This is a genomic window from Synechococcus sp. WH 8101, from assembly GCF_004209775.1.
Classification (GTDB): domain Bacteria; phylum Cyanobacteriota; class Cyanobacteriia; order PCC-6307; family Cyanobiaceae; genus Synechococcus_C.
Map to the genome: position 1 here is coordinate 70,017 of NZ_CP035914.1, position 12,270 is coordinate 82,286.

Here is a 12,270-nt window from a genome sequence, read left to right on the forward strand (position 1 = left end):
GAAGTATATAACACATTAAAAAATATTTCAGGTCGTCTTGGGTGATCCACGACGGCAGCCTGGACCGCTCCCCCCAGCTGTTGGATCAGCTGGCGAAGCAGCATCCCGGGTTGAACGTGATCCATCGGCCGCGCAATGCCGGTGGCGGCAAGTCCGGCGCACTGAACACGGCACTGGCCCAGCTTCGGGGCGACTGGTTGCTGGTACTGGATGCCGATGCTCAGCTCCAGGAGGACGTGCTCGAGCGCTTGTTGCCTTATGCGGTGGGTGGTGGCGTGATGGAGCTGCGCGGGAACGGCCAGCTGCTTAGCCGTCGCAGCCTTGAGGTCTGCGGAGGTTTCAACGAAGAGACGGTCACCGACGATCTCGACCTCAGCTTTCGCCTCCTGACCGAGGGATCTCGGATCGGCCTGCTCTGGGATCCACCTGTTCAGGAGGAGGCTGTTGAGTCGGTGCCGGCGCTCTGGAAGCAGCGGCAATGCTGGGCTGAAGGAGGTCTTCAGCGTTTCTTCGATTACTGGCCCCTGTCGATGGTTGCGTTCAGTGTGTCGGGTCTGGCCTACTGGCGTGGGTGCCGTCGGCCTAGCTGTGTAGTCCCACCAGGTTGTTCAGCTGACAAGTGGGTGTGAGGTCGTCATGGTCCGGGTGTCACCACCGACCCACTGACCTCACACCGCATGCATACCCACCCGAATGCTCGGCTGACACCCCTCGGCCGTGAACGGTTGCTGCGTCGACACATTGAGCACAGTGAAAGCCTCGCCTCCCTGGCTGATCAGGCGGGGATCAGCGTCCGCAGCGCCTACAAGTGGCTGGCGCGCTACCGCTCAGGCGGTGCCACGGCTCTGGTGGATCGACGCAGTGTTCGCCGCACTCAGCGGCGGACGCTCGATCCACAACAACTGCAACGCGCCGTTGACCTCCGCCATGAGCGCTGCACCTTGCGTCGCGTCGCCAGGGTGTTGGCGGCGCCACTCTCCACCGTTGGTCGGGTGCTCAAGGCCCTGGGTCTCGGCCGACTCAAGAACCTGCAGCCCGCTGAGCCAGTGCGCCGCTACCAGTGGGCACAGCCCGGCGACATGATCCACGTCGACACCAAGCAACTGGCGCGCTTTGAGCGGGTTGGTCACCGGATCACGGGTGAGCGACGCCTGGGCTCTACCCGTGGTGCGGGTTGCGAGAAAGCTCATGTGGCCATTGACGACGCCACACGACTGGCTTACGTCGAGGTGCTGCCGGACGAGAAGCAAGGAACCACGGTGGGGTTTCTGTTGCGGGCCGTGGCCTGGTTCGATGGTCAGGGGATCAGCTGCAAGAGGGTGCTCTCCGATAACGGCAGCGCCTACCGCTCGAAACCCTGGCGAGAAGCCTGCTCAGCGCTTGGTCTCACACCAAAACGCACCAGGCCGTACACCCCACGAACCAACGGCAAAGCCGAGCGGTTCATCAAAACCTTGCTGGCGGAGTGGGCGTATTCGATGGCCTTCCAGACCTCAACCGAGCGGAGCCGGTGGTTGCCTCGCTATCTGGCGATCTATAACGGCCGCAGGTGTCATATGGCCCTGGCTGGCCGCACCCCGATTCAGCAGCTCGGTCTGTTGCGGGCTACTGAATGACCTGGTGAGAAAATACACCTAGCGAAGGCCCGGAGCTGCCGAGGCCCGAGCCCCTGTCAGTGCTGCTGGCGATTGCCTATTTAGGCCATTGGCTTGTGGTGATTCCTTGGGTGAGTGCTCGGATGACCCTGTTCCCGAAGCGGCTGGTTTGGGCGAAGACCAGCCACCGGGGCGAGGCGACGGTCGAGGCCTGAACCTCAGCTCTGGTCGTCGAGATCCACGTCAACTACATCGCCATTAAAGAAATCGGCGAAGCGCTTCACTTTGTCGTCCATCGGTGAGCTCAGGGGTCGGGGCTCCAGTGGCTTTTTGACGGGCACTTGGGCCACCGGGAGCTGGGGTTCGCCAGCGCCGATGGGTTTCGCATCGGGGGTGGTCGCAGTCGCTAGGGGGGCAGATGTCAATGCAGTGGATGGGCCTGTGACGGGTTCGGCAGTCGAAGTCGGCTGACTGGTGTGGGGTTCCGGTGCGGCTGTGGGTTTGATTTCGCTGTTGGCAGCCGCGGCAGGCGCTGTGATCTTCATGCGCTCGCTCAGTGGGGTAACTGACGGACTGACCGGTGCCGCTGGGGTCAAGGTCCCGCTTTGGTTTTCCAGCACCAGCTGACGGTTGCCGCCCAGGGCGCGGCTGATCGCCTGCTCCAACAGGCTGGCGCGGCTCTGCACCATTCCCATCCAGTTGCCGGCCACCTGGACCACGGCGCGGTGGGCATCAAGGCGTACCAGCTGGGCTTGCTGGGAGAGCAGCATGCGGGTGGAGGGCAGCTCCAGGCTGCCGAGGATCTGCTGCCACAGCTCCGTCAGGTTGGTGGTATCGGCCGGAGAAGCTGGCTCTCTTGCTGTCTCCGGAACGGGTTCAGCGACTGTGGCGATTGGCGTTGGGGCCTGTGTCTGGGTTGGGGGCAGGCTCACCGCCGCCTTCGCTGGGGCTGCAGGAGGAGCCACAGCTGGGGTGACCGCAGGGGCTGAGTGCACCCCTTGTGATGGCTGGGCCTGGGACTCAGCCTCCGCCAGCAATCCCAGCAGCAGCACCTCCAGCCACAGCCGCGGTTGCACGCTCTGGCGCAGTTGTTGCTCGCTGCCGCGCAGACGCGCTTGCCACTGGAGCAGCCGTTGGCGGCCAATCCGTTGCGCAAGGGGCGGCAGCTGATCGCGCACCTGCGGTGACACGCTGGTGAGCTCCGGACGCTCGGGTGCAGCCGCCATCAGCACCAGATCGCGAAGAATCGCCGCCAGCCCCTGCAGCACCGCGCCCGGATCGCGGCCCCGGTCGAGCAGGCGACGGCTCCCCTCCAGCAGGGGCAGGGGTTCGCCGTTCGCCAGGGCTTCTGCCAGGCCGATCAGCTCCTGTTCCGGCACGGCCCCCAGCAGCTCCCACACCGCCTCGGCCTTGATCGGTGCCGGTAGCAGGCTCAGCTGATCGAGCAGGCTTTCGGCGTCGCGCAGCCCCCCCTGGGCCCGTTGCGCCACCACATGCAGGGCCTCAGGTTCAATTCCGATCGCTTCCTGCTCGGCGATCCAGCGCAGGTGGGCTTCCAGCGCTTCGAGCGGAATGCGGCGAAAGTCGAAGCGTTGGCAGCGGCTCAGGATGGTGGGCAGCACCCGCTGCGGGTCGGTGGTGGCCAGCACAAACACCACCCGCGGTGGTGGTTCCTCCAGCGTTTTCAGCAGGGCGTTGAAGGCAGCGGTGGAGAGCATGTGGCATTCATCCACCACATACACCTTCCAGCGCGCCTGCACCGGTGCGAAGCGCGAGCGCTCGATCAGATCGCGGATGTTGTCGACGCCCGTATTCGAGGCAGCATCGATTTCGATCACATCGAGGGCGGTGCCGGCGCTGATCGTGGTGCACAGCTCGCAGGTGCCGCAGGGCTCAGGCGTGGGGGTGTCGCTGCTGAGGCAGTTGAGCGAGCGGGCCAGGATGCGGGCGCTGGAGGTCTTGCCGGTGCCGCGCGGGCCACTGAACAGATAGGCCGGAGCGATCCGATCGCTGCGCAGGGCGTGGCTGAGGGTGGCGGCGATCGCGTCCTGCCCCACCAGCTGATCAAAGCGCTGCGGTCGGTATTTGTGATGCAGCGGCTGATAAGCCTGACTCATGCGCTGCCAGCGGGACCCAGAGACTACTCAGCCTGGTTCGGCTTCTTTCCTTCTGGAGCCCCCTCCAGCAGGGCCACGATCCGCTGCTCCATCTCCTCCACCGCGGCTAGTTCATCGGCCAGGGTCTGCCCTGCCTGCAGTAAGCGTCGACTTTGAGAGTTGCCCCGCTCGGCGGCGCCGTTGTCGGGCCCGCCCCGGATCCAGCCTTCCGCCTGCTCGAGGGTGGTTTCCAGTTTCTGAAGCAAGCGCAGCCGCAGCTGTTCCAGCTGCTCCAGGCCGCGCCTCGCCCGTTCGCGCGAGCCTTGATCTACCAGCCCCTTGCGTAGCAGCAGGCCGAGGCCCGTGAGCAGGGCTGCCGGCATCAGCTGGCCCAGGGCCAGAGCGCCGAGGCTGCCGGTGTGCAGCCAGTCCTCCACCTGGCCGCTGCGGTGGCGACCCGTTTTGCACCAGGTGGCGAAATGCTCGCAGTTGTTGAAGAGCAGGTTGTAGCGCTGCTCACCGATGCGGCTCATCGCCCGGCGCAGGGTGATGCCTGCGGGCGAGGCCTGAGGGTGGTCCACCACCCGGATCTCCAGGCCTCTGCTGAAGTCGTTCAGCGGGCTGCGCAGGATTTCGCGGCCCTCGAGGTAGTGGGCGACGCTGCCATCACCCAGATCGATGCCGTGATGCAGAAACAGGCCGTGCTGGCGGGGAACGGTGAGGTGATCGGCAGCAGCCACGGCGGTTCAGATCACAGGCCTAGGCCGATTCCTGCTGACGCTCGTTGCCGGGCAGGGGCAGCACCTTGCCGCCGGTGTGTTCCTCCACCATGGCGCGCGTCACGGTGAAGGTCTTCACGTTCTTGCGAGACGGCAGTTCATACATCAGATCGAGCATCAGTTCTTCCACGATGCCGCGCAGGGCTCGGGCCCCGGTTTTGCGGCGGTGCGCCTCATGGGCAATCGCTTCCACCGCTCCCGCTTCAAAGTCGAGTTGCACGTTGTCCATGCTCAGCAGGGTGCGGAACTGCTTCACCAGGGCATCGCGCGGTTCGGTGAGGATCGATTCGAGTGCGTGCTCATCCAGGGGCTCCAGCACCGCACTCACCGGCATGCGACCGATGAACTCCGGGATCAGGCCGTATTTCACCAGGTCGTCGGGTTCCAGGTGCCGCAGCACCTGGGCCGCCTGCAGATCCCGGTTGGCCCGATGCCGGCCCCGGCCACCGTCGGGCATGAAGCCGATCGAGTTGCGGCCGAGTCGTTTCTGCACCACGTCATCCAGGCCCACGAAGGCACCACCGCAGATGAACAGGATCTGGCTGGTGTCGATCTGGATGCAGTCTTGATACGGGTGCTTGCGGCCCCCCTGGGGCGGCACGTTGGCCACGGTGCCTTCCAGCATTTTCAGCAGCGCCTGCTGCACCCCTTCGCCCGACACATCCCGGGTGATCGAGGGGTTCTCGCTCTTGCGGGCGATCTTGTCGATCTCGTCGATGTAGATGATGCCCCGCTGGGCCTGATCCACATCCATGTCGGATTTCTGCAGCAGCCGCAGCAGGATGTTTTCCACGTCTTCGCCCACGTAACCGGCTTCGGTGAGCGTGGTGGCATCGGCCACGGCGAAAGGCACATCCAGCAGCTCCGCCAGGGTCTGGGCCAGCAGGGTCTTGCCGCAGCCGGTGGGGCCGATCAGCAGGATGTTGCTCTTGTGCAACCGCGTGGCGGTCTGTTCGGTTTCGCCATTGCCATCGCCCTGCCAGGCCAGGCGTTTGTAGTGGTTGTACACCGCCACCGACAGCACTTTCTTCGCCGCTTCCTGGCCCACCACCTGGCGGTCGAGGAAGGATTTGATCTCCTGGGGTTTTGGGATCGAGGCGAGTGTGGGAGCGGGCTTGCTGCTCTTGCGGGGGGCCTGGCCGCCCTTGCGGGCCGGTTCGGCGCCATGGCGGGGATTGCCCTGGGCGTCGATCAGTTCCTCATCGAGGATCTCGTTGCACAGATCGATGCACTCATCGCATATGTACACACCGGGGCCGGCGATCAGCTTCCGCACTTGCTCCTGCGACTTGCCGCAGAAGGAGCACTTCAGATGGGCGTCGAATTTGGCCATCGGGCGCTGATCACTTCAACGGTTTGCAGACGGAGGGGCCGTGCGGCCGATCCGGACTCCAAGGATCGCGGCGGAGCTGAGCCATGTCAGCCCTCCGTAACGATTCCTCCGTCCCCGGAACTGTCCACGACGCGATCAATCAATCCGTATTCAACCGCTTCCGCTGGTGAAAGGAAGTAATCCCGGTCGGTGTCTTCGGCGATTTTCTCCAGGGGCTGGCCGGTGTGTTCGGCCATCAGGCCGTTGAGGGTGTCTTTGAGGAAGAGGATCTCCTGGGCCTGGATTTCGATGTCCACCGCCTGACCCTGAGCACCGCCGAGGGGCTGGTGAATCATGATTCGGGCGCTTGGCAGGGCGAGCCGTTTGCCTTTGGTGCCGCCGGAAAGCAGGAAGGCCCCCATGGACGCCGCCAGGCCATAACAGATGGTCACCACATCGGGTGCCACCTGCTGCATCGTGTCGTAGATCGCCAGGCCGGCGGTCACTGAACCACCCGGGGAGTTGATGTAGATCTGAATCTCTTTCTCCGGATCCTCGGCCTCGAGGAAGAGCAGCTGGGCCACGAGGGCATCGGCCACTTGGTCGTCGATGCCGGTGCCAAGGAAGATGATCCGCTCCCGCAACAGGCGCGAATAGATATCGAAGGAGCGCTCACCTCGTCCCGACTGTTCCACCACCGTGGGCAGCACGCCTGGAGATGCCGATGGCAGTCCCGAGACGGGACGGATGCCCCGCCAGCGGTTCTGAATCGGGTGGTGGAGACGGGCGTCGATCACGCGGCGGCAGGTGGCGTTCTCAGCTCAATCTATGGGTGCTGCTCGGCCTGATGTTGATCAGGCGTCCGCCTCAGCGGTGTCGGGCTCGGCTTTGGCCTTGGCTTTGCTCGTTTTGGCAGCGGCTTTTTTCGGTGCTGCTGGTTTGGCTGCAGCGTCCTTGTCTTCGGTTGGCGTTGCCGCGACCTTTTCCGTGATGCTGCTGTTCTCTTCCAGCCAGCCGAGCAGCTTGTCGCGCAGGAGGTCGTCCACCACGGCATCGCGCAGGCGCTGGGGATCGATGTCGCGCTCGCCGGAGAGCTGGCGCTTCACCTCCTTCAGCTTCGCTTCGATCTCCTCCTCGTCCACCTTGAGGTTCTCGGCTTCGGCCAGGGCGCTGAGGGCGAGGCTGCGGCGCAGGCGTTCCTCCGCCTCAGGCCTGGATGACTCCATCAGGGAGCGCACCAAGTCGGGGGTGAACAGCGACTTCACGTCCATGCCCTGCTGGGCGAACTGGCCGGCGGTCTGTTCCACCAGGTTGCGCACCTCCTGTTGCACGAGGCTGGCGGGGAGCTCCACCTCCAGTTGCTCCACCAGGGCTGCCAGCAGGGCGTCATGACGATTGCTCTTCTGACGACGCTCGGCATCGTCCTTGAGGCGCTGCTCCAGCTCCTGGCGCAGTTCCGCCATGGTGGCTTTGTCGCTGGCCTGCTGGGCGAAGGCGTCATCCAGCTCGGGCAACTCGCGGGTCTTGAGATCCTTGAGGTTGATCACGAAGCTGGCTTTGCGGCCGCGCGCATCCTCCTTGGGGTAATCCTCGGGGAACTGGCAATCCACGGTTTTCTCCTCACCGATTGCCATGCCGAGGATGCCCTCCACGAAGCCCGGGATCATCTGGCCGTCTTCCAGCTCCACATCCATGGAGTCGGCACTGCCCCCTTCGATCGCGGAGCCGTCGTCGCTGTAGGTGCCCTCGAAGCTCACCACCGCCACATCGCCGTTGGCAGCAGAGCGATCCTCCACCGGCACCAGGGTGGCCATCTGCTTGCGCGACTGCTCGAGCATGGCGTCCACCTGGGAGGGATCAAAGCGCACGCTCTCGGCTTCCGCCTTCAGTCCTTTGGTGGCTTTGAGCTTCGGGACCGGGGCCACATCGGTTTCGAGGGTCACGGTGAGGTCTTTGCCCGGATCAAAGGCCTCCAGCAGTGGTTCGAAACCGCCGCTCAGATCCGGTTGCCCAAGGGCTTCGATGTTTTCCTGTTCGATCGCTTCGCGCCACACGGCGTCCACGATCGATTCCAGCGCCGTGGCTCGGATGCGCAGCGGTCCGATTTGTTGCAACAGCACGGCGCGAGGCACCTTGCCTTTGCGGAAACCGGGCAGATTGATCGTGCGACTTAGGCGTGAAATCGCCGCTTCGTAACTCTCCTTGCAACGGGCCGCCGGAACCGCCACTTCCACCGACAGGCGGCTGCCAGGGCAGGCGGTGGTTTTGACGGTCAGGGTGGCGGCGCTCATGCGTAAGGGTTCAGGCAGCCCAACACTGTATGGAAGCGCCAGCGCCGGGCCCGCCACGTATTGTTATGGCAGCGTTTTTCCGGTCATCCGGCCCGTTGCTGCCGCCGGAATCCGAACCAGGGCCTGAGGCCTGCATCTTTCTACCGTTCCCCATCCCCACCGCTTGCCATCTCTTCCATCGCTGTCTCGAGGCTCCCTGCCTGATCGCCCGCTCACCGTTGCCGTGCTTGGTGCCAGTGGTGCAGTGGGACAGGAGCTCCTGCAGTTGCTGGATGAGCGTGCGTTTCCAGTGGGTGAGCTGCGACTGCTTGCTTCAGCCCGCTCCGCTGGAACGACCCAGATCTGGAAGGGGCAGGAGCATTCGGTTCAGAACGTGACGGCTGCCTCCTTCGAAGGGGTGGATCTGGTGCTCGCCTCTGCTGGTGGGTCGGTGTCGCGTCAATGGCGCCAGGCCATTACGGAGGCCGGTGCCCTGATGGTGGATAACTCCAGCGCCTTCCGCATGGAGGAGGGCGTGCCCCTGGTGGTGCCTGAGGTGAATCCGAAGGCGGCCTTCCAGCATCAGGGCGTCATCGCCAACCCCAACTGCACCACGATCCTGCTCACCCTCGCCCTCGCTCCCCTTGCGGCGAAACGTCCGATGCGACGGGTGCTGGTCAGCACCTATCAGTCGGCGAGTGGTGCTGGGGCCCGCGCCATGGAGGAACTGCGCCGGTTGAGCCAGGTGGTGCTGGATGGCGGTGACCCCACCAGTGAGGTGTTGCCCCATTCCCTCGCCTTCAACCTTTTTCTGCACAACTCGCCGCTGCAGCCGAATCTCTACTGCGAGGAGGAGATGAAGATGGTGAATGAAACGCGCAAAATCATGGGCCTGCCCAACCTGCGCTTCAGTGCCACCTGCGTGCGTGTGCCGGTGTTGCGGGCCCATTCCGAGGCGGTGAATGTGGAATTTGAGCAGCCGTTTCCGGTGGAGGAGGCCCGCGCCCTGCTCGCAGCGGCTCCCGGTGTTGAGTTGATCGACAACGTCGAGGCCAACCGGTTCCCCATGCCCACCGATGTGACCGGTCGGGATCCGGTGGCGGTGGGTCGGATCCGGCAAGACATCAGTGATCCCCATGCCCTGGAGTTCTGGTTGTGTGGTGATCAGATCCGCAAGGGTGCCGCCCTCAACGCGATTCAGATCGCCGAACTCTTGCTTCCCTCGTCATGAGCCTCGCCGCTGCCCTTTCCCCCACGCCCTTCGGCCGTCTGCTCACGGCGATGGTGACCCCCTTTGATGTCGAGGGTCGGGTCGACCTGGCCCTCGCCGGCCGCCTTGCGCGTTACCTGGTGGAGGAGGGTTCGGATGGGCTGGTGGTCTGCGGCACTACCGGTGAATCGCCCACCCTGAGTTGGCAGGAGCAGGTGCAACTGCTGGAGGCGGTGCGCCAGGCGGTGGGTCCGGGCGTGAAAGTGCTGGCCGGCACCGGTAGCAACTGCACCGCCGAAGCCGTCGAGGCGACCCGGGAAGCGGCTGCGGCTGGAGCCGATGGCGCTTTGGTGGTGGTGCCTTATTACAACAAGCCGCCCCAGGAAGGCCTGGAAGCCCATTTCCGCGCCGTCGCCGAGGCGGCGCCCGAGCTGCCGTTGATGCTTTACAACATCCCCGGCCGCACCGGCTGCTCCATGGCGCCGGGCACCGTCGCCCGCTTGATGGATTGCGCCAATGTGGTGAGCTTCAAGGCCGCCAGTGGTAGCACCGATGAAGTGACGCAGCTGCGCCTGGCCTGCGGCGCCAGGCTGGCGGTGTACAGCGGCGATGACGCGCTCACCCTGCCGATGCTCTCCGTGGGCGCTGTGGGCGTGGTGAGTGTGGCCAGCCATCTGGTGGGTCGCCGCATCCGCGCCATGATCGAAGCCCAGCTCAGTGGCCGCAACGCCGAGGCGCTCGGACAGCACGAGCAGCTGTTGCCGCTCTTCCGAGCCCTCTTCGCCACCACCAATCCCATTCCTGTCAAAGCCGCCCTCGAGGCCAGCGGCTGGCCGGTCGGAGCCCCCCGTCTTCCCCTTGTTCCCCTCAGTGCCGCCATGCGCGATGACCTGAACCAGACCCTCGCTGCCCTGCGTCAGACCTGACGCCACGGCTGGCAGGCGATCACGCCTTTGTTGTTCCTCTTGATCTCACTTTCACCTCCATGACCTCTTCGATCTCCCAATCTCGCCAGGGCACTGCCGCTACTCAGGAGCCCTGTCTGCGCGTGATTCCCCTCGGGGGATTGCATGAGATCGGCAAGAACACCTGCGTGTTCGAGTACGGCGATGACCTGATGTTGGTGGATGCCGGCCTGGCCTTTCCCAGCGACGGCATGCACGGCGTCAATGTGGTGCTGCCCGACACGAGCTTTCTGCGTCAGAACCAGAAGCGCATCCGCGGCATGATCGTGACCCACGGTCATGAAGATCACATCGGTGGCATCGCCCACCACCTCAAGCACTTCAATATTCCTGTGATCTACGGGCCCCGCCTGGCCCTGTCGATGCTCACCGGAAAGATGGATGAGGCGGGGGTGACTGATCGCACCACGCTGCAGACCGTCGGGCCCCGTGATGTGGTGCGGGTGGGTCAGCACTTCTCGGTGGAATTCATCCGCAACACCCACTCGATGGCCGACAGCTTCTCGCTGGCGATCACCACACCGGTGGGCACGATCATCTTCACCGGCGATTTCAAGTTCGACCACACGCCTGTGGATGGCGAGCATTTCGACCTGGCCCGTCTCGCCCATTACGGCGACAAAGGTGTGCTCTGTCTGTTCAGCGATTCCACCAACGCCGAGGTGCCCGGCTTCTGTCCGCCGGAGCGGTCCGTGTTCCCCAATCTCGATCGCCACATGGCGCAGGCGGAGGGCCGGGTGATCATCACCACCTTCGCCAGCTCGATTCACCGCGTGTCGATGATCTTGGAGCTGGCGCTCAAGAACGGGCGCAAGGTGGGCTTGCTTGGCCGTTCGATGCTCAATGTGATCGCCAAGGCCAGGGAACTCGGCTACATGCGTGCTCCCGATGATCTGTTTGTGCCGATCAAGCAGATCAACGACGTGCCCGATCGGGAAACGTTGCTGCTGATGACTGGCAGTCAGGGGGAGCCCTTGGCGGCCCTCAGTCGCATTTCACGCGGTGAGCATCCCCAGGTGAAGGTGAAGTCCACCGACACGATTATTTTCTCGGCCAGCCCGATTCCCGGCAACACGATTTCTGTGGTCAACACCATCGATCGGTTGATGATGCTGGGCGCCAAGGTGGTGTATGGAAAGGGCGAAGGCATCCACGTGTCTGGCCACGGTTTCCAGGAAGACCAGAAGCTGATGCTCGCTCTCACCCGCCCCAAATTCTTTGTGCCGGTGCACGGCGAGCACCGCATGTTGGTGTGCCACGCCAGAACCGGGCACGCGATGGGGGTGCCCGAAGACAACACCCTGATCATCGACAACGGCGATGTGGTGGAGCTCACGGCTGAGTCGATCCGCAAAGGCGATCCGGTGAAGGCCGGGATTGAACTGCTTGATCAGTCGCGCAACGGCATCGTGGATGCGCGGGTGCTCAAGGAGCGCCAACAGCTCGCGGAAGACGGCATCGTCACGATCCTGGCGGCGATCAGCACCGATGGGGCGATGGTGGCGCCGCCGCGCGTGAATCTGCGCGGTGTGGTCACCACGGCGGATGCCCGCAAGATGTCGCTCTGGACTGAGCGGGAGATCAGCTGGGTGCTGGAGAACCGCTGGAAGCAGCTCACACGCAACAGCGGCGGTAAGACGCCGGAAGTGGATTGGATGGGCGTGCAGCGAGAAGTGGAGGTGGGTCTGGGCCGGCGCATGCGCCGTGAGCTGCAGGTGGAGCCCCTGATCCTCTGCCTCGTGCAGCCCGCACCTGGAGGCACGCCGGTCTACAAGGGCCGAGCCGATGCCGAGCCCGATGACAGGCCCGCACCTCGGGGCCGCGGTGGCCGTGGCGGCCACGGTGGTGGCGGTCAGGGTGGACACCACGGTCGGCGTGAGCGTGCGGCAGCACCGGCGAAGGCGGCACCCGTTTCAGCTCCCACCGCTGCAGCCACCGCTCCTGCTCCTGCAGCTGCCAAGGTGGCCGCAGGACGGCCCGAGCCCGAGCAGGAGATGCCTGCCGGTCGCACCCGTCGCCGTCGTTCGGCAGCGGCCTGAGCAC

Annotated in this window: 9 protein-coding genes and 2 pseudogenes; 6 read left to right on the top strand and 5 right to left on the bottom strand. The window is 64.6% G+C overall.

Annotated elements, in window-relative coordinates; genetic code table 11:
* Nucleotides 1–32 precede the first annotated feature (32 nt).
* The 3 genes and pseudogenes from SynWH8101_RS00370 to SynWH8101_RS14325 form a co-directional block, all read left to right on the top strand.
* A pseudogene (locus SynWH8101_RS00370) lies at nt 33–578 on the top strand (glycosyltransferase family 2 protein); the annotation flags it as partial.
* Between the two features lie 99 nt (nt 579–677).
* Nucleotides 678–1,616, top strand: coding sequence for an IS481 family transposase (locus SynWH8101_RS00375; RefSeq protein WP_130128101.1), 939 nt, complete (start codon nt 678–680; stop codon nt 1,614–1,616).
* Nucleotides 1,617–1,636: 20 nt separating this feature from the next.
* Nucleotides 1,637–1,810, top strand: a pseudogene (locus SynWH8101_RS14325) (glycosyltransferase family 2 protein); the annotation flags it as partial.
* 3 nt (nt 1,811–1,813) lie between these two features.
* Here the strand turns inward: SynWH8101_RS14325 and SynWH8101_RS00385 are convergent.
* The 5 genes from SynWH8101_RS00385 to tig form a co-directional block, all read right to left on the bottom strand.
* Nucleotides 1,814–3,712, bottom strand: coding sequence for a DNA polymerase III subunit gamma/tau (locus SynWH8101_RS00385; protein WP_130128102.1), 1,899 nt, complete (start codon nt 3,710–3,712; stop codon nt 1,814–1,816).
* Between the two features lie 23 nt (nt 3,713–3,735).
* Nucleotides 3,736–4,431 (bottom strand): lecithin retinol acyltransferase family protein, encoded by a 696-nt coding sequence (locus SynWH8101_RS00390; RefSeq protein ID WP_130128103.1) that lies wholly within the window; start codon nt 4,429–4,431, stop codon nt 3,736–3,738.
* A 19-nt stretch (nt 4,432–4,450) separates the two neighbouring features.
* On the bottom strand, nt 4,451–5,803 hold the full coding sequence (clpX, locus tag SynWH8101_RS00395; protein ID WP_130128104.1) for an ATP-dependent protease ATP-binding subunit ClpX: 1,353 nt from the start codon (nt 5,801–5,803) through the stop codon (nt 4,451–4,453).
* An 86-nt stretch (nt 5,804–5,889) separates the two neighbouring features.
* Entirely contained in the window at nt 5,890–6,579 is a 690-nt protein-coding gene (gene clpP, locus SynWH8101_RS00400; protein WP_130128105.1) for an ATP-dependent Clp endopeptidase proteolytic subunit ClpP, read from the bottom strand.
* A 57-nt stretch (nt 6,580–6,636) separates the two neighbouring features.
* A complete protein-coding gene (tig, locus tag SynWH8101_RS00405) occupies nt 6,637–8,073 on the bottom strand; it encodes a trigger factor (RefSeq protein ID WP_130128106.1) in 1,437 nt (478 codons plus the stop codon).
* 223 nt (nt 8,074–8,296) lie between these two features.
* Between tig and SynWH8101_RS00410 the strand changes: the two genes are divergently transcribed.
* The 3 genes from SynWH8101_RS00410 to SynWH8101_RS00420 are packed head-to-tail and all read left to right on the top strand — an operon-like array spanning nt 8,297 to nt 12,266.
* Entirely contained in the window at nt 8,297–9,283 is a 987-nt protein-coding gene (locus SynWH8101_RS00410; protein WP_130130271.1) for an aspartate-semialdehyde dehydrogenase, read from the top strand.
* A complete protein-coding gene (dapA, locus tag SynWH8101_RS00415) occupies nt 9,280–10,188 on the top strand; it encodes a 4-hydroxy-tetrahydrodipicolinate synthase (RefSeq protein ID WP_130128107.1) in 909 nt (302 codons plus the stop codon). Before SynWH8101_RS00410 ends, dapA begins: the two co-directional genes overlap by 4 nt.
* Nucleotides 10,189–10,247: 59 nt before the next feature.
* On the top strand, nt 10,248–12,266 hold the full coding sequence (locus SynWH8101_RS00420) for a ribonuclease J (protein ID WP_130128108.1): 2,019 nt from the start codon (nt 10,248–10,250) through the stop codon (nt 12,264–12,266).
* The last annotated feature ends 4 nt before the right edge of the window (nt 12,267–12,270 follow it).

Bases quoted from the DNA above. Each gene is read 5' to 3' on its own strand.
- SynWH8101_RS00375 (WP_130128101.1), top strand. From the start codon at position 678: ATGCATACCCACCCGAATGCTCGGCTGACACCCCTCGGCCGTGAACGG.
- dapA (WP_130128107.1), top strand. From the start codon at position 9,280: ATGAGCCTCGCCGCTGCCCTTTCCCCCACGCCCTTCGGCCGTCTGCTC.
- clpX (WP_130128104.1), bottom strand. From the start codon at position 5,803: ATGGCCAAATTCGACGCCCATCTGAAGTGCTCCTTCTGCGGCAAGTCG.
- tig (WP_130128106.1), bottom strand. From the start codon at position 8,073: ATGAGCGCCGCCACCCTGACCGTCAAAACCACCGCCTGCCCTGGCAGC.
- SynWH8101_RS00385 (WP_130128102.1), bottom strand. From the start codon at position 3,712: ATGAGTCAGGCTTATCAGCCGCTGCATCACAAATACCGACCGCAGCGC.
- SynWH8101_RS00420 (WP_130128108.1), top strand. From the start codon at position 10,248: ATGACCTCTTCGATCTCCCAATCTCGCCAGGGCACTGCCGCTACTCAG.